This window comes from Micromonospora tulbaghiae (assembly GCF_900091605.1).
GTDB classification, from domain to species: domain Bacteria; phylum Actinomycetota; class Actinomycetes; order Mycobacteriales; family Micromonosporaceae; genus Micromonospora; species Micromonospora tulbaghiae.
Window position 1 is genome coordinate 12,939 of the sequence record NZ_FMCQ01000007.1, and the last position, 20,187, is coordinate 33,125.

At 73.7% G+C, this 20,187-nt stretch carries 17 protein-coding genes and 1 tRNA gene; 17 read left to right on the top strand and 1 reads right to left on the bottom strand.

What is annotated here, in order from left to right; genetic code table 11:
* Window positions 1-35 precede the first annotated feature (35 nt).
* From steA to GA0070562_RS20315, 8 genes are all read left to right on the top strand, one after another.
* Window positions 36-1,214, top strand: coding sequence for a putative cytokinetic ring protein SteA (gene steA / locus GA0070562_RS20280; protein WP_091424628.1), 1,179 nt, complete (start codon window positions 36-38; stop codon window positions 1,212-1,214).
* Between the two features lie 27 nt (window positions 1,215-1,241).
* Window positions 1,242-2,183 (top strand): copper transporter, encoded by a 942-nt coding sequence (locus GA0070562_RS20285; protein WP_091424630.1) that lies wholly within the window; start codon window positions 1,242-1,244, stop codon window positions 2,181-2,183.
* Between the two features lie 60 nt (window positions 2,184-2,243).
* The gene (locus GA0070562_RS20290) at window positions 2,244-3,107 is read left to right on the top strand and encodes a hypothetical protein (RefSeq protein ID WP_091424634.1); all 864 of its coding nucleotides are present in this window, start codon (window positions 2,244-2,246) and stop codon (window positions 3,105-3,107) included.
* A 1-nt stretch (window position 3,108) separates the two neighbouring features.
* Entirely contained in the window at window positions 3,109-4,806 is a 1,698-nt protein-coding gene (gene murJ / locus GA0070562_RS20295) for a murein biosynthesis integral membrane protein MurJ (RefSeq protein WP_091424636.1), read from the top strand.
* Window positions 4,803-5,936: a glycosyltransferase family 4 protein gene (locus tag GA0070562_RS20300; RefSeq protein ID WP_091424639.1), complete on the top strand. Its 1,134-nt coding sequence runs from the start codon at window positions 4,803-4,805 to the stop codon at window positions 5,934-5,936. Before murJ ends, GA0070562_RS20300 begins: the two co-directional genes overlap by 4 nt.
* Entirely contained in the window at window positions 5,936-8,365 is a 2,430-nt protein-coding gene (locus GA0070562_RS20305; RefSeq protein ID WP_091424642.1) for a hypothetical protein, read from the top strand. Before GA0070562_RS20300 ends, GA0070562_RS20305 begins: the two co-directional genes overlap by 1 nt.
* A gap of 183 nt (window positions 8,366-8,548) precedes the next feature.
* Window positions 8,549-10,279: a CTP synthase gene (locus GA0070562_RS20310; protein ID WP_091424645.1), complete on the top strand. Its 1,731-nt coding sequence runs from the start codon at window positions 8,549-8,551 to the stop codon at window positions 10,277-10,279.
* A gap of 34 nt (window positions 10,280-10,313) precedes the next feature.
* The gene (locus GA0070562_RS20315) at window positions 10,314-10,919 is read left to right on the top strand and encodes an NUDIX domain-containing protein (RefSeq protein WP_091424649.1); all 606 of its coding nucleotides are present in this window, start codon (window positions 10,314-10,316) and stop codon (window positions 10,917-10,919) included.
* 65 nt (window positions 10,920-10,984) lie between these two features.
* On the opposite strand, the gene GA0070562_RS20320 is transcribed toward GA0070562_RS20315, so the two are convergent.
* A complete protein-coding gene (locus tag GA0070562_RS20320) occupies window positions 10,985-11,299 on the bottom strand; it encodes a TM2 domain-containing protein (RefSeq protein WP_254663846.1) in 315 nt (104 codons plus the stop codon).
* Window positions 11,300-11,524: 225 nt separating this feature from the next.
* On the opposite strand from GA0070562_RS20320, the gene ald reads away from it, so the two are divergent.
* From ald to GA0070562_RS20365, 9 genes are all read left to right on the top strand, one after another.
* A complete protein-coding gene (ald, locus tag GA0070562_RS20325; protein ID WP_091424656.1) occupies window positions 11,525-12,640 on the top strand; it encodes an alanine dehydrogenase in 1,116 nt (371 codons plus the stop codon).
* 11 nt (window positions 12,641-12,651) lie between these two features.
* The gene (locus GA0070562_RS20330) at window positions 12,652-13,623 is read left to right on the top strand and encodes a site-specific tyrosine recombinase XerD (protein ID WP_091424660.1); all 972 of its coding nucleotides are present in this window, start codon (window positions 12,652-12,654) and stop codon (window positions 13,621-13,623) included.
* 194 nt (window positions 13,624-13,817) lie between these two features.
* Window positions 13,818-14,741: a ParA family protein gene (locus GA0070562_RS20335; RefSeq protein ID WP_013285595.1), complete on the top strand. Its 924-nt coding sequence runs from the start codon at window positions 13,818-13,820 to the stop codon at window positions 14,739-14,741.
* A gap of 101 nt (window positions 14,742-14,842) precedes the next feature.
* Window positions 14,843-15,874, top strand: a complete 1,032-nt coding sequence (locus tag GA0070562_RS20340; RefSeq protein ID WP_420811447.1) for a segregation and condensation protein A — start codon at window positions 14,843-14,845, stop codon at window positions 15,872-15,874.
* A gap of 4 nt (window positions 15,875-15,878) precedes the next feature.
* On the top strand, window positions 15,879-16,883 hold the full coding sequence (gene scpB / locus GA0070562_RS20345) for an SMC-Scp complex subunit ScpB (RefSeq protein ID WP_091424669.1): 1,005 nt from the start codon (window positions 15,879-15,881) through the stop codon (window positions 16,881-16,883).
* Entirely contained in the window at window positions 16,870-17,640 is a 771-nt protein-coding gene (locus GA0070562_RS20350) for a pseudouridine synthase (protein ID WP_091424673.1), read from the top strand. Before scpB ends, GA0070562_RS20350 begins: the two co-directional genes overlap by 14 nt.
* 171 nt (window positions 17,641-17,811) lie before the next feature.
* Window positions 17,812-18,492 (top strand): (d)CMP kinase, encoded by a 681-nt coding sequence (gene cmk, locus GA0070562_RS20355; RefSeq protein WP_091424677.1) that lies wholly within the window; start codon window positions 17,812-17,814, stop codon window positions 18,490-18,492.
* Window positions 18,489-19,898 (top strand): ribosome biogenesis GTPase Der, encoded by a 1,410-nt coding sequence (der, locus tag GA0070562_RS20360; protein ID WP_091424681.1) that lies wholly within the window; start codon window positions 18,489-18,491, stop codon window positions 19,896-19,898. Before cmk ends, der begins: the two co-directional genes overlap by 4 nt.
* A gap of 150 nt (window positions 19,899-20,048) precedes the next feature.
* Window positions 20,049-20,122: transfer RNA gene (locus GA0070562_RS20365), tRNA-Pro, on the top strand.
* Window positions 20,123-20,187: the final 65 nt, after the last annotated feature.

Genomic DNA, 20,187 nt, shown 5'->3' on the forward strand with positions numbered 1-20,187 from the left:
CAGCAAAACCTGCCTCACATGCCAGGATGGTCACGATGCGTCTACCCACACTGCGCCGGAGCCGGAACCCGGAGCCGGGCTCCATCGTCGGCACCGCGCGCCTTGACCGCCGGACGAAACGGCTGGTCGGGCGACTGCGACCCGGCGACATCGCGGTCATCGACCACGTCGACCTGGACCGGGTGGCGGCCGACTCGCTCGTCGCGGTGGGTGTGGCAGCGGTGCTCAACGCCAAGCCGTCGGTCTCCGGCCGCTATCCCAACCTCGGCCCGGAGGTGCTGATCTCGGCCGGCATCCCGCTGCTGGACGATCTCGGCGAGAGCGTCTTCGAACAGGTCCGCGAGGGCGACCGGATCCGCATCGAGGGCAACACCGTCTTCGTCGGCGACGAGCCGGTCGCGCACGGCTCGTTGCAGGACGCCGAGACCGTGGCCAAGTCGATGGCCGACGCCCGGGAGGGCCTGTCGGTGCAGTTGGAGGCATTCGCCGCCAACACGATGGACTACCTGCGGCAGGAACGCGACCTGCTGCTCGACGGCGTCGGCGTACCGGAGATCCAGACCCAGATCCAGGGCCGGCACTGCCTGATCGTGGTGCGCGGCTACGACTACAAGGCCGACCTGGACGTGCTGCGCCCGTACATCCGGGAGTTCAAGCCGGTGCTGATCGGCGTCGACGGCGGTGCCGACGCGCTGGTCGAGGCGGGCTACACCCCGGACATGATCATCGGCGACATGGACTCGGTCACCGACGACGTGCTGCGCTGCGGCGCCGAGGTGATCGTGCACGCCTATCCGGACGGGCGGGCGCCGGGCCTGGCCCGGGTCAACGGGCTCGGCGTACCGGCGATCACCTTCCCGGCGGCGGCCACCAGCGAGGACCTGGCCATGCTGCTGGCCGACGAGAAGGGCGCCTCGCTGCTGGTGGCGGTCGGCACGCACGCCACCCTGGTGGAGTTCCTCGACAAGGGGCGTGGCGGCATGGCGTCGACGTTCCTGACCCGGCTGAAGGTGGGTGGCAAGCTGGTCGACGCCAAGGGCGTCAGCCGGCTCTACCGGCAGAGCATCTCCGGGTCGTCGCTGCTGCTGCTGGTCCTGGCGGCGGTGGCCGCGATGGCCTCCGCGGTGGCGGTCTCCACCGTCGGGAAGGCGTATTTGGGCGTGGTCTCCGAATGGTGGGACAATTTCGTGTTCCAGCTCGGCCAGCTCTTCTAGCTCCCCGACGATCAAGAGGCTGCAAGCGTGATCAACTTTCGCTACCACGTGGTGTCCCTGACCGCGGTGTTCCTGGCACTGGCGATCGGCCTGGTGGTCGGCACAGCCGCCCTCAACGGGCCGGTCGCCGACTCGCTCCGGGAGACCGTCAACGGTTTGCGCAAGGACAACTCGCTGATGCGCCAGTCGGTCAACAGCATGCAGAAGCAGCTGGAGACCGAGGAGGACTTCGCCGCCGAGATGGCCCAGCTCGTGCTGCCCGGCAAGCTGACCGGCCGCCGGGTGCTGGTGCTCACCCTGCCCAGCGGCCGCGACCAGGCCGAGGGCGTGGTGAAGATGCTCCAGACCGCCGGCGCCGACGTCACCGGCCGCGTCGACGTGCAGGACAAGTTCGTCAACCCGGACAGCAACAACAACCTGCTGGAGCTGGCGGTCACCGCGGCCCGGCCGAACAGCGCCCCGACCGGCAACCTGCCCGGCAACGGGCACGGCGTGGAGACCTCCAGCGCGTTGCTGGCCAACGTGCTGGTGGACCGCCCGGCCGGGAGCCCGCCGGTCAGCGACGCCGACCGGCGCGCCGTGCTGGAGCAGTACGCCACCGCCGGATACCTCACCCCGGCGGACCGGATCTCCACCGCCGCGGAGGCGGTGGTGATGGTCACCGGCCAGCCGTACGTGGACAAGGACTCGGCGAAGAAGGACGAGTCGGTGGTGAAGATCGCCGAGCAGTTCGACCGGGCCGGGGTGCTGGTGGTCGCCGGCATGGGCTCGACCGGCGGGAACCTTGTCTCCGTGGTCCGCGGCGACCCGGTGCTGTCGCAGACCATCTCCACCGTCGACAACGCCAACACCGTGCAGGGCCAGCTGGGCACCAGCCTCGCCCTGGCGCAGCAGCTCACCGAGAAGAAGACCGGCCAGTACGGCGTGGGCGACAACGCCACCTCCCGAGTGCCTACACTGCCCCGGTGACCGCTGCGGGCCGCCCGGTCCGTGCCGCGTCGCGTTCGAAGTCCGGATCGAGGAGGTCCCGTGAGACTGGGTCGGCTGCTCGCCGTGGGCGCGGGGGTGCTGGCCGCCCGCTACACGCTGCGCCAGACGCGCACGTCGCCGGGCGGGCCGGCGCTGGAGCGCACCAACTACCGGGGCCGAACGGTGACCCTGGCCGCCGGTCCGGCCTTGGCCGTCGGCGCGGCCACCGGGGCCGCGCTGGGTGCCGGTAGCGCCCCGGCCGGCGCCGCCGCGCTGGTCGCCGGGCTCGGCGCGGGCGCTGTCGGCCTCTACGACGACGTGGTCGGCGCGCGCCCCGAACAGAAGGCCGCCAAGGGGTTCGCCGGGCACCTCGCCGCGCTGCGCGAGGGGCAGGTCACCGCCGGGATGGTCAAGGTCGCCGGGGTCGGCGTGGCCGGGCTGGGCGCCGCCGCGCTGCTCGCCGCCGACCGGCGGGTCGCCGCGCACCCGCGCCGCCAGCGCGCCGGAGCGTTCGGCCGGGGACTCGACGTGCTGCTCGGCGCCGGCGTGGTGGCCGGCACCGCCAACCTGGTCAACCTGCTCGACCTGCGGCCCGGCCGGGCGTTGAAGTCCGGCATGCTGCTCGGCGTGCCGCTGACCACCGGCCCGTACGGCGGCGTCGCGGCGGGCGCGGTCGGCGCGTCGGCCGCGCTGGTCGGCGACGACCTCGGCGAGCGGGTGATGGTGGGCGACAGCGGCGCCAACGCGCTCGGCGCGCTGCTCGGAGTGAGTCTCGCCGCGCGTACCGGGCCGTTCGGCCGGGCCGGCGTGCTGGCCGTGCTCGCCGCGCTCACCGCCGCCAGCGAGAAGGTCAGCTTCACCCAGGTGATAGCGCGGACGCCGGGACTGCGGCACCTCGACGAGCTGGGCCGGCTCCCGGACTGACGTGACGAAACCTGCTCCGCTCGCCGCCGCCGGCCGGGTCGCCGGGGCAGCTGCCCTCATCGCCGTCCTCACCGTACTCAGCCGGCTCGCCGGCTTCGGCCGGACAGCGGTGTTCACCTGGATGCTGGGCCCCACCGATCTCGGCGGCGCCTACCTGGTGGCCAACTACGTCCCGAACTTCATCTTCGAGATCGTCGCCGGTGGGGCGCTCGCCAGTCTCGTCGTACCGCTGCTGGCCGGTGCCGTCGAGGCGGGTGACCGGCGCGCGGTGGCCGCCACCACCGGCGCGCTGCTGACCTGGACGCTGAGCCTGCTGGTTCCGCTGGCGGTGCTGCTGGCACTGTTCGCCGACCCGCTGCCGGGCCTGATCGGAAACGGTCTCAGCGAGGCCCAGCAGGCGTCCGGGGCGCGGATGCTGCGGGTCTTCGCCCCGCAGTTGCCGCTGTACGGCGTGGGGATCGTGCTGACCGGCGTGCTCCAGGCGCACCGCCGCTTCGCGTGGCCGGTGATCGCGCCGCTGCTGTCGAGCGTCACGGTCATCGGCGTGTACCTCGGCTTCACCGCCGCCGAAGGGCGGCTGTCCACCATCGGCGAGGCCGGGCGCGGGGGCGAACTGCTGCTCTCCGCCGGCACCACGCTCGGCGTGGTGGTGCTCTCGCTGTCACTGCTGATCCCGGTGCGCCGGCTGCGGCTGCGGATCCGCCCGGGCTATCGCTTCCCGGCGGACGCCCGTGCCCGGGTGGGCGGTCTGGTGGTCGCCGGGGCGGTGACAGTGGCCGCCCAGCAGGTCGCCCTGGTGGTCGCGCTCAACCAGGTCACCTACGGCCGCACCGCCGACGTCAGTGTCTACAACCTCGCGCAGACCGTCTACTTCCTGCCCTGGGCGGTGCTGGCGGTGCCGCTCGCCGTGGCCGCGTACCCGACGCTCGTGGCGGCCCGGGCCACCGGCGACGAACGCGCCTACCGGGAGACCCTGGCCCCGGCGGTACGCGGGGTCGTGCTGCTGAGCCTGCTCGGCGCCGCCGCGCTCGTCGGCACCGCGATCCCGGTCGGGCACTTCTTCTTCTCCGACCCGATCGACGCGCGCACCGCGGCGGCCGGGATCGCCGGTTTCGCGCCCGGCCTGGTCGGCTACGGCCTGTTCGCGGTCCTCACCCGCGCGTTGTACGCCCGGGGCGAGACCCGCGCGGCCACCGTCGCCACCGCGTTCGGCTGGCTCAGCGTGCCCGTGCTGGCCGTCCTGTCCGCCCAGGTGGCGCCGCTGGCCGACCGGGTGCTCGCGGTGACGCTGGCGTCGTCGGCCGGCATGCTGCTGCTCGGCGCGCTGCTGATCGCAGCGGTCCGGCGGGCCGCGGGCGGCGCGGCGCTGGCCGGTGCCGGCCGGGCCGGCGCCGCCGGGCTGCTCGCCGCCGTCGTCGCCGGAGCCGGCGGGGTGGCCGTAGCGGCGGGACTCGCCGGGCTCGGTGACGGCACCCCGACGACACCGTGGGCCCTCGCGCAGGGCATGCTGTCCGGGGTCGTGGTCGGTGTCCTGTTCCTCGCCGTCGCCTGGCTGACCGACGCCCGCGACCTGCGGCCGCTGCTCGCGACCGTGACCCGCCGGCTGAGCCGGCGACGCCCGGCCGGCGGGGACGACGGCCCGCCGGCGCAGCAGCACCCCGGCGAGCGGGGTGACGGAAGGGAGACCGTTTCCTCATGACGGACGCCTCGCCGGCACCGCGCTGGCCCGGGTCGGTGGCCCTGGTGCTCGCCTCCAGCACGGGCGGGGTGGGGCAGCACGTGCGCTCGATCACCCGAGGGCTGACCGAGGCCGGCGCGTCCGTGCTGGTCTGCGGCCCGGCCGCCACCGAGGAGCAGTTCGACTTCACCGGCGCCGGGGCCCGGTTCACGCCGGTGGAGATCCCGGCGAGCCCCACGCCGGGCGACGCGCGCGCGGTCACCGCGCTGCGCCGGGCGCTCGCGGACACGCCCGTCGACGTGGTGCACGCGCACGGGCTGCGCGCCGGCCTGGTCGCCGCGCTGGCCAGGCCCGCCGCGCCGCTGATCGTCACCTGGCACAACGCGGTCCTCGCCGGTGGCCTGCGCGGTGCGGTGTCCCGGCTGGTCGAGCGGGTCGTCGCCCGGTCCGTGCGGGTCGCCCTGGGCGCCTCCGCCGACCTGGTCGACCGCGCCGCCGCGCTCGGCGCCGCCGACGCCCGCCTGGCGCCGGTCGCCGCGCCGGCGCTGCCCGCGCCCGGCCGTCGCCGCACGGCGGTACGCGCCGAGTTCGGCGTCGCCGCCGACCGGCCGCTGGTCCTCTCGGTGGGGCGGCTGCACCCGCAGAAGCGGTACGACGTGCTGATCGACGCCGCCGCCCACTGGCGGACCCGTACTCCCGTGCCGCTCGTGGTGATCGCGGGCAGTGGTCCGGCGTACCTGCCGCTGGCCGCCCGGATCTCGGCCGCCCGCGCGCCGGTGACGCTGCTCGGGCACCGCAGCGACGTGGCGGACCTGCTGGGCGCCGCCGACCTCGCGGTCGTGACGAGCGACTGGGAGGCCCGTCAGTTGTTCGCGCAGGAGGCGCTGCGGGCCGGCGTACCGCTCGTCGCGACCGCCGTCGGCGGGCTGCCGGAACTCGTCGGCGACGCGGCGGTGCTGGTGCCGCCCGGCGACGTGGACGCCGTCGACGCGGCCGTGCGCGACCTGCTCGACGACCCCGGACGCCGGGCCGACCTGGGCCGTCGCGGCCTGGCGCGGGCCGCGACCTGGCCCACCGAGGCGGACACCGTGGCCGCGCTCGCCGGCCTCTATGCCGAGCTGACACCCCAGCTCTCGACCGGGAACCGCTGATGCTGCGCAGACTGACCCCGGTTCTGCTGACCCTGGTCGTGGTGGCGCTGGGCATCACCGCGCTCTCCGCCCGCCCGGACGACGGTGCGACCCGGCCCGGCGCCGACTTCGTGGTGCTCGTCGGCGCGGCGGGCCTGCGATGGGGCGACGTCGACCCGGAGAACACGCCGACGCTGTGGCGGATGGCCGAGCAGGGCGCGATCGGGTCGCTCTCGGTACGCTCCGCGCACCGCCCCACCTGCCCGGTCGACGGCTGGCTCACGCTCGGCGCGGGGAACTTCGCCGCCTGGCCCGGCACCCGGCCGGGCGGTGGCTGCCCGGCCACCGGTGTGACGATCGAGCGGCCCGACGGTATCGGCGCGAACCTGCCCGACCAGGCCAGCGCGGTGGTGCACAACCAGGAGCAGTTGTCCTGGGGCGCGACGCCCGGTGCGCTGGCCGAGTCGGTGCGCTGCTCGGTGGCGGTCGGGCCGGGTGCCGCCGTGGCCGCCGCCCGCCCGTTCGGCCGGGTCGACAGGTACGCGCCGTCGCTCCCCGAGAACCCGGCGGAACTGCTCGGCTCCTGCGTGCTGAGCATCGTCGACGTCGGCACCGTCGACGACGACGACCCGGCCATTCGGGCCGCCCAGGCGCGGCAGGCCGACGCCCGGCTGGCCCGGGTGCTCGCCGCCCGGCCGCCGCGCTCGCTGGTTCTCGTCGCCGGCGTGTCCGACACCGACTCCCCGGCGCGGCTGCACGTCGCCATCGCCGACGGCCCCGGCTGGGAGGGCGGCTCGCTGACCTCGCCCAGCACCGCCCGGTCCGGCTACCTGCAACTGATCGACCTGGCCCCGACCGTGCTCGCCGTGCTCGACAAGCCGATGCCGGAACGGGCGTTCCTCGGCCGGCCCGCGGTGACAGTCGACGACCGGCCGGACGACCTTCGGGCGGCGATCGAGGCGCCGGCCGACGCGGACCGGGAGGCAGCCGCCCAGCGCCGCGTCGCCGGCTGGTTCTTCACGCTGCTCGCCGTCGCCCAGATCGCCCTCGCGGTGGCGGTGCTGCCGCTGCTGCGCCGCGCCCGCCGGCTCGCCGGACCACACGGACCGGAACCGGTGTCCCGGCGGATCGTCGCGGTGGTGGAGCTGCTGCTGATCGCCGCCGCGCTGGCCGTGCCCGCGGCGCTGCTCGCCGACGCCGTGCCCTGGTGGCGCGGGGACCACGCCGGCCTCTGGTACGCCTCGGTGACCGCGCTGCTCATCGTCGGCGGCACCGCCGTGGTCCGGTTCAGTCCCGGGCACGAGCGCACGCTCGGTCCGCTCGGGGCGGTCGCCGGGCTGGCCACGCTCGTCGTCGGCGTGGACGTGCTCACCGGCTCACGGTTGCAGCTCAACGGCGTGGTCGGCTACTCGGCGCTGGAGGGCGGCCGGTACGCCGGGCTCGGCACCGTCGGGCTGGGCGTCTTCGTCGCCGGGGCGCTGCTGTGCGGCGGCTGGCTCGCCCAGCGGTTCCGCCGGGGCTGGCGGCCGATGGTGATGGTGACCGTCGGCGGGCTCGCAGTGGTGATAGTGGGCAGCCCGTACCTGGGCGCCGACTCGATCGGCGCGATCGCGCTCACCGCCGGGGTCAGCGTGGCGGCCGCGATCTGTAGCGGAGGCTGGCTGACAGTGAGCCGGCTGGCCTGGGCGACCATGGCCGCGCTGGCGGTCACCGTCGGCTTCGCCCTGGTCGACCTCGGCCGTCCGGCGGACGAGCGCGGCAGCCTGGGCCGGTTCCTGGCCGCTGTCGGCGACGGCACCGGCGGGCTCACCGTGCACCGGTCCAGCAGCTCCAACATCCAGACGCTGGTGAACAGCCCGCTGACCGTGCTGGCCCTCGCCGGGGCCGCGCTGGTCTGGCTCGCGTTGCTCCAGCCCTGGGGTGGGCTGATGCGGCTGTTCGGCATCTACCCGGCGATCCGGGCGGCGATGGCCGGCACCGGCGTGGCCGTCGGGCTGGGCGGCGTCCTCGGCGGGTCGGCGCTGGACGTGGCCGGCGCGGCGGCGGCCCTCGTGGTGCCGATGGCGGCCCTGGCGGCGCTGCGGGTGCTCGACCACTCCACCGACCGCACGGTGCCCGACAGCGGCCGTCCCGGCGGTCAGGTCGGCGCGACCCCGCCGGACGGCGGCCCGGCCGGTGGTGGCGCGGCCGGTGGCGCTCCGGGCCGCGACGACGGCGCGACCTCGCCGGACGCCGACGCCCCGCCGCCCGCCCACGGCGCAGCTCCCGTCGACGATCCGGCGACCTCGGACGGCGCGGCGACCTCGGACGGCGCCGAGACCTCGGACGGCGCCGAGACCTCCGAGGGCGGGGAGCGCGACCCGGAGCGGCCGCAGTCGGCGGGGGAGCGGCGCGCTCCCCGGGTGCCCGCCCAGCCGGCTCCGGCCGCCGGCGAGATCCCCGCCGGTTGACCCCTGAGCGGCCGTTCCGGGGGCGGCGCACCGGCCGGATAGGGCCTCACGTGCGCCGACAGCGGGTGCGACGCCGGCTCACGGTCCGGATGGTGTTACCGTGGAATCCCGTGGATCGCGTGATCACTCTGCTGATCGGCACGGCGGTTCGCACGACCGCTACGGACGACACGGGAGCAGGCGTTGGCCCCTACAGCACGGACGACCAGGCACATTTTCGTCACCGGGGGCGTCGCCTCCTCGCTGGGTAAGGGCCTCACCGCCTCCAGCCTCGGCAGTCTGCTGACCGCGCGCGGACTGCGCGTGGTGATGCAGAAGCTCGACCCGTACCTGAACGTCGACCCCGGCACGATGAACCCGTTCCAGCACGGCGAGGTCTTCGTCACCGAGGACGGCGCCGAGACCGACCTCGACGTCGGCCACTACGAACGGTTCCTCGACCGGGACCTCTCCGGCAAGGCGAACGTCACCACCGGCCAGATCTACTCGGCGGTGATCGCCAAGGAGCGGCGCGGGGAGTACCTCGGCGACACGGTGCAGGTCATTCCGCACATCACCAACGAGATCAAGGCCCGGATCCGTGGCATGGCCGACCCGGACGCCGACGGCCAGGTGCCCGACGTGGTGATCACCGAGGTCGGCGGCACGGTCGGCGACATCGAGTCGCTGCCGTTCCTGGAGTCGATCCGGCAGATCCGCCACGACCTGGGCCGGGACAACTGCTTCTACCTGCACGTGTCGCTGGTGCCGTACCTGGCGCCGTCGGGCGAGCTGAAGACGAAGCCGACCCAGCACTCGGTGGCGCAGCTGCGCAGCATCGGCATCCAGCCCGACGCGCTGGTGCTGCGCTGCGACCGGGAGATCCCGGAGAAGGTCAAGGAGAAGCTGTCGCTGTACTGCGACGTCGACCGGGAGGCGGTCACCGCCGCGCCGGACGCGCCGAGCATCTACGACATCCCGAAGGTGCTGCACCGGGAGGGCCTCGACGCGTACGTGGTGCGCCGGCTCGGCCTGTCGTTCCGCGACGTGGACTGGACCCGCTGGGACGACCTGCTGGAGCGGGTGCACCAGCCCCGGCACACGATCACCGTCGCGCTCGTCGGCAAGTACGTCGACCTGCCCGACGCGTACCTGTCGGTGAGCGAGGCGATCCGGGCGGCCGGGTTCGGCCACCGCGCCCGGGTGCAGCTCAAGTGGGTGCCCAGCGACGACTGCGTGACCCCGGCCGGCGCCGCCGCCGCGCTGTCCGGCGTCGACGGCATCGTGATCCCCGGCGGCTTCGGCGTACGCGGCATCGAGGGGAAGGTCGGCACCGCCCGGTACGCGCGGGAGAACGGCATCCCGCTGCTGGGCCTCTGCCTCGGCCTGCAGTGCATGACCATCGAGGTGGCCCGTCACCTGGCCGACCTCGACGGGGCGAACTCCCTCGAATTCGACGAGGAGGCGGTGCACCCGGTCATCGCCACCATGGCCGACCAGGAGGACATCGTCGCCGGGCGCGGCGACCTGGGCGGCACCATGCGGCTCGGTGCGTACCCGGCGAAGCTGGCCGAGGGCTCCATCGTCGCCGAGGCGTACGGCAGCACGGAGGTCAGCGAGCGGCACCGGCACCGGTACGAGGTGAACAACGCCTACCGCGACCAGCTCACCAAGGCCGGCCTGACCATCTCCGGCACCTCGCCGGACGGGCGGCTGGTCGAGTTCGTCGAGCTGGACCGCAACCTGCACCCCTTCTTCGTGGCCACCCAGGCGCACCCGGAGCTCAAGAGCCGGCCCACCCGCCCGCACCCGCTGTTCGCCGCGTTCGTCGGCGCCGCCGTGGCGTACTCGCAGGCCGACCAGCTGCCGGTGGACCTGGACGGCGCGTCGGAGAAGGCCGGCCGCGGCGGTGGCGCGAAGGCGTCCGCGAAGTGAGCGGCCGGTCCGCGCGAGCGTGCGGGGAGGCGGCGTGAGCGGCGTCGAGCACCGGTACGAGGTGACCGGCCGCCGGGAGATCTGGTCCGGCCGGATCTTCTCCGTGGTCAGCGACGACGTCACCATGCCCGGCGGTGGCAGCGCGACCCGCGACTACGTGCGTCACGTCGGCGCGGTCGCGGTGGTGGCGCTCGACGACGCCGGTCAGGTGGTGCTGATCCGCCAGTACCGGCACCCCGTCGGCCGGCACCTGTGGGAGCTGCCCGCCGGGCTGATGGACGTCGGCGGCGAGGACCTGGCCGCCGCCGCGCTGCGAGAACTGGCCGAGGAGGCGGACCTGACCGCCGGCCGCGTCGACGTGCTCGTCGACCTGCACAGCTCTCCCGGGTTCGCCGACGAGGTGGTGCGGGTCTTCCTGGCCCGCGACCTGGCCGACGTGCCGGCCGGCCAGCGCCACGACCGGCACGACGAGGAGGCCGACCTCCAGGTGGTCCGGGTGGACCTGGACGAGGCGGTGCGGATGGTGCTGGCCGGCGAGATCACCAACGCGTCCTGCGTGGCCGGGCTGCTCGCCGCCGCCCGCGCCCGCGACACCGGCTTCACCGGGCTGCGCCGCCCGGAGGCGCCGCTGCCGCGCTGATCCGCAGACGACGAGGGGCCGCCCGGCGCGCAGTGCGCCGGGCGGCCCCTTCCGTTTGCCGCAAGTCAGTCGCGCAGCGGGCGTCCCTGCCCGTCGACACCGCCGTTGACGAGGATCAGGATGCCGTCGACGAGGCCCCAGATCGCGCCGAAGCCGCACGTCACGAGCGTGACGATGAGCTGGATGACACCGGTCTTGGTGTCGCCCATGTAGAACCGGCCGATGCCGAAGCCGCCGAGCAGGATCTGGAGTACACCCGCGACGACCTTGCTCTTGTCCGAGACGCCCTGCGGGTACTGCTGATAAGGAGTGGTCATGAGCGGACACAATAGTGATCGGTTCACATCCTGTCGGCCTCGCCACCCAGCCGGTGGGAAGATGTCATCGAAGTTTGTCCTCTCGGCGGATGGCGTCTCCACCGGGCAGTCCGAGGCATGCCTGACACACCGTCAGGACCAGCGGGCACCGGATGTCACAGTGTCGCCGTCCGTGGGCTTCCCACGGGCCTAGACTGCCGCCGGCGGGACAGGAGGACCGCGCCGGCAACGGAGCCGGCGCGGCCACGCAGTCGGGGGTGAGCCGCCCCGGAGGAAGGTGTCTGCATCGTGAAGGTCGGAATCCCCCGCGAGGTCAAGAACCACGAGTACCGGGTGGCGATCACGCCCGCCGGCGTCAACGAGTTCACCCGCCACGGCCACGAGGTCTTCGTGGAGGCAGGCGCCGGAGTCGGTTCCAGCATCACCGACGACGAGTTCGCCGCCGCGGGCGCGAAGATCCTGGCCACCGCCGACGAGGTGTGGGACACCGCCGAGCTGGTGCTCAAGGTCAAGGAGCCGATCGCTGAGGAGTACCACCGGATGCGCGAGGGGCAGGTGCTCTTCACCTACCTGCACCTGGCCGCGTCCCGCGAGTGCACCGACGCGCTGGTCGACCGGAAGGTCACCGGCATCGCGTACGAGACGGTCGAGCTGCCCGACCGGTCGCTGCCGCTGCTCGCCCCGATGTCCGAGGTGGCCGGCCGGCTCGCCCCGCAGGTGGGCGCCTTCTACATGATGCGCACCGGCGGCGGGCGGGGCGTGCTGCCCGGCGGCGTGTCCGGCGTGTACGCGGCCAAGACCGTGGTCATCGGCGCGGGCGTGTCCGGCCTGAACGCCGCCGCCATCGCGCTGGGCCTGCAGTCCGAGGTGCTGCTGCTGGACAAGAACGTGGCCCGGCTGCGCTCCGCCGACGCCATCTACCGGGGCCACCTGCAGACCGTCGCCTCCAACGCGTACGAGATCGAGCGGGCCGTGCTCGACGCGGACCTGGTCATCGGCGCGGTGCTGGTACCCGGCGCGAAGGCCCCGAAGCTCATCTCCAACGAGCTGGTCTCCCGGATGAAGCCGGGCAGCGTGCTCGTCGACATCGCCATCGACCAGGGTGGCTGCTTCGAGGACTCGCGCCCGACCACGCACGCCGACCCGGTCTACAAGGTCCACGACTCGATCTTCTACTGCGTGGCGAACATGCCCGGCGCGGTGCCGAACACCAGCACCTACGCGCTCACGAACGTCACCCTGCCGTACGCCCTCGAACTGGCCAACCAGGGCTGGCAGCAGGCGCTGCGCAACGACCCGGCGCTGGCCCTGGGCCTGAACACCCACGCCGGCAAGGTCGTCTACGGCCCGGTCGCCGAGGCGCACGGCATGGACGTGCTGCCGCTGGACGAGGTGCTGAACTGACCGAGACCGCGGTGCGCAGGGCCGGCGCGGAACCCGCGCCGGCCCTGCGCCGTGCGGTCCGGACCTACCTGGACCACCTCACTGTCGAACGGGGGCTGTCCGCGAACACGCTCGCCTCGTACCGCCGGGACCTGGACCGCTACCTCGCCACGCTGGCCGCGGCCGGGGTGGACGACCTGGCCGCCGCCGGGCCCGCGCAGGTCGAGGCCCACCTGGCCCGGCTGCGCGAGGGCGACGACGACCACCCGCCGCTCGCCGTCTCCTCCGCCGCCCGCGCGGCCAGCGCGGTACGCGGCCTGCACCGCTTCGCGCTGCGCGAGGGACTCGCCGGCGCCGACCCCAGCCGCGACGTCCGCCCGCCCGCGCCGCCGCGCCGGCTGCCCCGGGCGCTGCCCGTCGACGCGGTCCTGCGGCTGCTGGAGGCCGCCGGCCTGCCCGGCGCCACCGGCGACGCCGCCGCCCGCGCGCTGCGCGACCGGGCGCTGCTGGAATTCCTGTACGGCACCGGCGCGCGCATCTCCGAGGCGGTCGGCGCGGCGGTCGACGACCTCGACCTGGACGGCGGAACCGTGCTGCTGCGCGGCAAGGGCGGCCGGACCCGGCTGGTCCCGGTCGGCGGGTACGCCTCCGACGCGTTGCGCGCCTGGCTGGTGCGGGGCCGTCCGGCGCTGCTCGCCGCCGGGCGCGGCACCCACGCGGTGTTCGTCAACGCCCGCGGCGGCCCGCTCACCCGGCAGGGCGCCTGGGCCGTGCTGCGCACCGCCGCCGCCCGCGCCGGCCTGCCGGTCGACGGACCCGACGCGGTCTCGCCGCACACGCTGCGCCACTCGTACGCCACCCACCTGCTCGACGGCGGCGCGGACGTGCGCGTGGTGCAGGAACTGCTCGGCCACGCCTCGGTGACCACCACCCAGGTCTACACGCTGGTGACGGTGGAGCGGCTGCGCGAGGTGTACGCGACAGCCCATCCCCGGGCTCGCTGAGCGCCGACGTCGTGAGACCCGGCTGACGGGCGGCCGACACGCCGACCCGCTACCGAACGCGCTGCTGGCCGGTGGCGTACAGTCGGCATCGGCGCGGGCCTCCAGGTGCGACGGACCGGAGGTGCGCAGCGGCGCCGCGAGGGACGTCGGACGGCTCCGACGCCGGGTGGTCGTCGGGAGGGGGCAACGAGGACATGGCAGGAAACGGTGACCGTGCCGAGACCTGGACGTCGGAGCTCCGTGAGCAGCAGGCGACGCTGGGCGCCGATCTCGGCCCCGCCGACCCGGCCGCGTACACCATGCGCAAGCCGATCCCCGAACCCATGCCGACCGACCGGCACGGCCCGGCGCGGATCATCGCGATGGCCAACCAGAAGGGCGGCGTCGGCAAGACCACGACGACCATCAACCTGGGCGCGGCCCTGGCCGAGTACGGCCGAAAGGTGCTGCTCGTCGACTTCGACCCGCAGGGCGCCCTCTCCGTCGGGCTGGGTGTCAACCCGCACAACCTGGACCTGTCGGTCTACAACCTGCTGATGCAGGACGACGTCACGGCCGAGGACGTCCTGATCAAGACCGACGTGGCCGGGCTGCATCTGCTGCCCGCGAACATCGACCTCTCCGCCGCCGAGATCCAGCTGGTCAACGAGGTCGCCCGGGAGATGGCCCTGGCGCGGGTGCTGCGCACCATCCGCAAGGAGTACGACTTCATCCTGATCGACTGCCAGCCCTCGCTGGGCCTGCTGGCGATCAACGCGCTCACCGTCGCGCACGGCGTGCTCATCCCGCTGGAGTGCGAGTTCTTCAGCCTGCGCGGTGTGGCGCTGCTGCTGGACACCATCGACAAGGTGCGCGAGCGGCTCAACTTCGACCTGGAACTCGAAGGCATCCTCGCCACCATGTACGACAGCCGCACCACCCACTGCCGCCAGGTGCTGCAGCGGGTGGTCGAGGCGTTCGGCGACAAGGTCTACCAGACCGTCATCACCAAGACGGTGAAGTTCCCCGAGTCCACGGTGGCCGGTGCCCCGATCACCACCCTCGACCCGGCCTCCTCCGGCGCGCGCAACTACCGGCAGCTCGCCCGGGAGGTCATCGCCGCCCAGGCGGACCGGTAGGGCGCACACCGCCCGCCCGCCGCGTCGTCTACGGTTTCCCGGTGACCGCACCGCCCCTCGACCCGCCGCACGGCCCCGGCGCCCCCGCCGTCGCCGCGGAACTGGCCGCCGAGGTCGACGGTGTGGTGCCCGCCGCCCCGGGCGCCGGCGAGCAGGCGAGTGGCTTCACGGTCCGGCTGGACAACTTCACCGGCCCGTTCGACCTGCTGCTCCAGCTGATCAGCAAGCACAAGCTGGACGTCACCGAGGTCGCCCTGCACAAGGTCACCGACGAGTTCATCGCCTACCTGCGCGCCATGGGCGACCAGTGGGACCTGGACGAGACGAGCGAGTTCCTGCTCGTCGCCGCCACGCTGCTCGACCTGAAGGCGGCCCGGCTGCTGCCGTCGGCCGAGGTCGAGGACGAGGAGGACCTGGCGCTGCTGGAGGCGCGGGACCTGCTGTTCGCCCGGCTGTTGCAGTACAAGGCGTACAAGGAGGCCGCCGCGCACATCGCCGAGCTGGAGGCGGTCGGCGGCCGGCGCTACCCGCGGGCGGTCACCCTCGAACCACGGTACGCCGAGGCGCTGCCCGACCTGGTGCTCGGCATCGGTCCGGAGCGGCTGCGCAAACTCGCGGTCAAGGCGATGAGCCCGAAACCGGTGCCCGAGGTCTCCATCGCGCACGTGCACATGGTCCGGGTCAGCGTCCGCGAACACGCCGGCATCATCGCCGATCGGCTGCGCCGCGCCGGGGTCGCCACGTTCTCGCTGCTCTGCACCGACTGTGAGATGACGCTCGAGGTGGTGGCCCGGTTCCTGGCGCTGCTGGAGCTGTACCGGCAGGGCCTGGTGGCGTTCGTACAGGAGCAGGCGCTGGAGGAACTGACCGTTCGCTGGACCGGCCCGGCCGACGGCGAGGCCGAGCTGACTGTCGACGAGTACGCCGGCACCCCCGAACCCACGACCACGTCCACCCCCGCCGCGCCGGCCGACGCCGCAGATGCTTCTTCGGCCGGCGCCGCCGCTGGGCGGGCCGACGATGCCGCCGGATCCGCTGGCGTCGCCGTGCGGGGCGACGTCGCCGCAGATGCCGCATCCGCCGCCGCCGTGCCCGCCGATGCGGCGGACGAATCCGCACCGACGCAGGAGTGAACGGATGAGCGACCAGGAACGCCCCGACTCCCTGGCCGACCAGGCCGCCGCCTGGGTGCCCCCGTGGGAGCGACCCACCCCGCCCAAGCCCGCCCCGGACGACTCCGACGCGCCCGCGGAGCGGCCGGACCCCGAGATCGCGGACACCTCAAGTTCCGCAGGAGCAGATCTCGACGCGACACCAGATCCCTCGGCGGATCTTGGAAGCGAAGGGCCCTCAGAGGGGCCGATTCCTTCCAAGACCGCCGCAGATGTCCCGCCCGCGCCGGATCTTGGTACGGGGGCGCCCTCCGAGGGGCGGGACCGTACCAAGATCTCGGCAGAGGGCGGGACCGGGGACGACGTCGGTCCGCCCGCGCGGGACGCGGCGCAGCGGGCGGGCGGGGGAGCGGGTGCTGAGGGCGTACCCCCGAAGCGGGGACGGCGCCGGACGGCGCCGGAACCGGTGCCCGCACCGGTCCTGGACGACGCGGAGCTGCGCGGCGCCCTCGAGGCGATCCTGCTCGTGGTGGATCAGCCGGTCAGCGAGCTGGTCCTGGCCGAGATCCTCGAACAGGCCCCCGAGCGGGTCGGCGCGATGCTCGACGAGATCGCCGCCGGATACACCGCCGCAGGGCACGGGTTCGACCTGCGCCGGGCCGCAGGTGGCTGGCGTCTCTACACCCGGCCGGAATACGCGACGTACGTGGAACGGTTCGTACTGGACGGGCAGTCCGTGCGGCTGACCCAGGCCGCGCTGGAGACCCTCGCCGTGGTCGCCTACCGGCAGCCGGTGACCCGCTCGCGCATCTCGGCCATCCGGGGTGTCAACTGCGACGGGGTGCTCCGTACCCTGGTGGGTCGCGGCCTGGTCGAGGAGTGCGGCACCGAAGCGGACAGCGGTGCCTACCTCTACCGGACCACCACCATGTTCCTGGAGAAGCTGGGGCTGAACTCGGTGGACGACCTGCCGCCGCTCGCCCCGTTCCTTCCCGACGACGTAGAAGAGCTTGCCGATGCGACGCGATGACCGTGCCCCGAAGCCCGATGCCCCCGTGTACGAGGGCGCCGAGCGCCTCCAGAAGGTGCTCGCCGCCGCGGGGGTGGGTTCCCGGCGCGCCTGCGAAGACCTGATCTTCCGGCGCCGGGTCACCGTGAACGGACGGGTGGCGCAGCTCGGCGACAAGGCCGACCCGGCCCGCGACGTGATCGTCGTCGACGGGGAGCGGCTGCAGGCCGACGTCCGCCTGGTCTACGTGGCGATGAACAAGCCGCGCGGGGTGGTCACCACCATGGCTGACGAGAAGGGCCGCACCGAGCTCGCCGACTTCATCGGCGCGCGGCTCGAGCAGCGGGTCTACCACGTCGGGCGACTGGACGCCGACAGCGAGGGCCTGCTCCTGCTCACCAACGACGGCACCCTCGCCCACAAGCTCATGCACCCGTCGTACGAGGTACTCAAGACCTACCTCGCCGAGGTGGCCGGGCCGATCCCGCGCAACCTCAGCAAGCGGCTGACCTCCGGCGTCGAGCTGGAGGACGGGCCGGTGAAGGTCGACGGGTTCAAGCTGGTCGACACGCTGGGCAAAACCGCCCAGGTGGAGCTGACCCTGCACGAGGGGCGCAAGCACATCGTCCGGCGCCTGATGGCCGAGGTGGGACACCCGGTGTCCCGTCTGATCCGTACCTCGATCGGTCCGATCAAGCTCGGCGACCTGCGCACCGGGCGGATGCGACGGCTCACAAACGCGGAGGTCGCCGCCCTGTTCAAGGCCGTGGGTGACTGACCCCGACGATCGGGGTACGGCTCCCGGTAGGCTTCGACGCGGTCCGCGGGCCGGCACACGCCGGCCCGGCGGGACGCCCGCGCGGCGCGGGCATGATTCAAGACGGAACATCCGCTCAACGGCGCCCGGCACACCGGGCGACCCGCGAGGTACGGGCTGAGGAGGACAACGGTGGAGGAAAACGTACCGGCCGGGCGATGCGTGGTCGCTGTGGACGGGCCGTCCGGTTCGGGGAAGTCCACCGTGTCGCGGCGACTGGCCACGGGCCTCGGCGCCCGCTACCTCGACACCGGCGCCATGTACCGGGCGCTGACCTGGGCGGTCCTGCGCTCCGGCGTGGAACTCACCGACACCGAGTCGGTGGCCAAGGTCGCCGCCGAGGCCGACCTCCGCATCGGCACCGACCCCCAGGGGTACGCCGTGACCGTCGACGGCACCGACGTGTCCACCGCCATCCGCGGCGCCGAGGTGACCAAGGCGGTGTCCGCTGTGTCCGCCGTCGCCGCCGTACGCGAGCTGCTGGTGGACCGGCAGCGGCGGGTGATCGCCGACGCGGGCCGGATCGTGGTCGAAGGCCGGGACATCGGCTCGGTGGTCGCGCCGGACGCGGAGCTGAAGGTGTACCTGACCGCCTCCGAGGCGGCGCGCGCGAAGCGACGCAGCGCCGAGGACGCGGCCGACGTCGCGGCGACAGCCGCCGACCTGGCCCGCCGGGACCGGCTCGACTCGACCCGCAAGGTCAACCCGCTCCAGCAGGCCCCCGACGCGGTGGTGCTGGACACCACCGAGCTGGGCATCGACGAGGTCGTGGCCCGCCTGCGGGACATGCTCACCGAGCGGGGCGTGGCATGAGTGACAATGATTTCGGTGGCTGGGTGGAACTGCGCGAGCCGGAGGCCGACTCCGGTGAGCCGACCGGCCCGCAGCCCGTCGTAGCAGTGGTCGGCCGACCCAACGTCGGCAAGTCCACGCTGGTCAACCGCATCATCGGCCGCCGTCAGGCGGTCGTGGAGGACATCCCCGGCGTGACCCGGGACCGCGTGCCCTACGACGCGCAGTGGAACGGCCGGTCGTTCACCGTCGTGGACACCGGCGGCTGGGAACCCGACGCCAAGGACCGGGCCGCCGCCATCGCCGCCCAGGCCGAGATCGCGGTGGGCACCGCCGACGTGGTGCTGTTCGTGGTGGACGCCATGGTCGGCTCGACCGACGTGGACGAGGCCGCGGTGAAGATGCTGCGCCGCAGCGCCAAGCCGGTGATCCTGGTCGCGAACAAGGCCGACAACACCACCATCGAGATGGAGGCGACCGCGCTGTGGTCGCTCGGCCTCGGTGAACCGTTCCCGGTGTCGGCGCTGCACGGCCGAGGCTCCGGCGACCTGCTCGACGCCATCCTGCACGCGCTGCCCGAGGCGCCGAAGATCGTGGAGAACCGGCCGCGCGGCCCGCGCCGGGTCGCGCTGGTCGGTCGCCCCAACGTCGGCAAGTCCAGCCTGCTCAACCGCTTCTCCGGCGAGGAGCGGGCGGTCGTCGACTCGGTCGCCGGCACCACGGTCGACCCGGTCGACAGCCTGGTCGAGATCGGCGGCGAGACATGGCAGCTGGTCGACACCGCCGGCCTGCGCAAGCGGGTCGGCAAGGCCAGCGGCACCGAGTACTACGCCAGCCTGCGTACCGCCTCGGCGATCGAGGCGGCCGAGGTCGCCGTGGTGCTGATCGACTCCAGCGAGGTGATCAGCGAGCAGGACCAGCGGATCCTCACCATGGTCGTCGAGTCCGGCCGGGCGCTGGTCATCGCGTTCAACAAGTGGGACCTGGTCGACGGCGACCGCCGCTACTACCTGGACAAGGAGATCGACCGGGAGCTGCGGCGCATCCCCTGGGCGATCCGGCTGAACCTGTCCGCGAAGACCGGCCGCGCCGTCGACAAGCTCGCGCCCGCGCTGCGCAAGGCGCTGGCCAGCTGGGAGACGCGCATCCCGACCGCGCAGCTCAACCAGTGGCTCACCGCGCTGGTGCAGGCCACCCCGCACCCGGTACGCGGCGGGCGCGCGCCACGCATCCTGTTCGCCACCCAGGCCGGGGCGGCGCCGCCGCGGTTCGTGCTGTTCACCACCGGGCCGCTCGACGCCGGCTACCAGCGCTTCGTCGAGCGCAAGCTCCGCGAGGAGTTCGGCTACGAGGGCAGCCCGATCGAGATCTCGGTACGCCCGCGCAAGAAGCTGGGCCCCGGCGGCCGGGGCAAGGCCCACGGCTGACCCTCTGCTTGTCGCTCGGTCTTGCCGCGCCCACCCTCCTAGGATGCTCTAGGGGGTGTGGCGCGCGGCGCGGGAGGGGCCTCTGCGCACGGTGCGAAGATCCTGCGCTAAGCTGTACCGGCTGCCGCGGGGGAGACCTGGCGGGGGCATCGGGACGTGGCGCAGCTTGGTAGCGCACTTGACTGGGGGTCAAGGGGTCGTCGGTTCGAATCCGGCCGTCCCGACAAAGAAAAAGCCCTGACCAGCGGGAACGCTGGTCAGGGCTTTGATTTTCTTCGATGGAGATTTG

Coding starts and splice junctions, on each gene's coding strand:
- GA0070562_RS20300 (WP_091424639.1), top strand. CDS start 4,803: ATGACGGACGCCTCGCCGGCACCGCGCTGGCCCGGGTCGGTGGCCCTG.
- GA0070562_RS20350 (WP_091424673.1), top strand. CDS start 16,870: ATGCGACGCGATGACCGTGCCCCGAAGCCCGATGCCCCCGTGTACGAG.
- GA0070562_RS20305 (WP_091424642.1), top strand. CDS start 5,936: ATGCTGCGCAGACTGACCCCGGTTCTGCTGACCCTGGTCGTGGTGGCG.
- scpB (WP_091424669.1), top strand. CDS start 15,879: ATGAGCGACCAGGAACGCCCCGACTCCCTGGCCGACCAGGCCGCCGCC.
- GA0070562_RS20335 (WP_013285595.1), top strand. CDS start 13,818: ATGGCAGGAAACGGTGACCGTGCCGAGACCTGGACGTCGGAGCTCCGT.
- der (WP_091424681.1), top strand. CDS start 18,489: ATGAGTGACAATGATTTCGGTGGCTGGGTGGAACTGCGCGAGCCGGAG.
- steA (WP_091424628.1), top strand. CDS start 36: ATGCGTCTACCCACACTGCGCCGGAGCCGGAACCCGGAGCCGGGCTCC.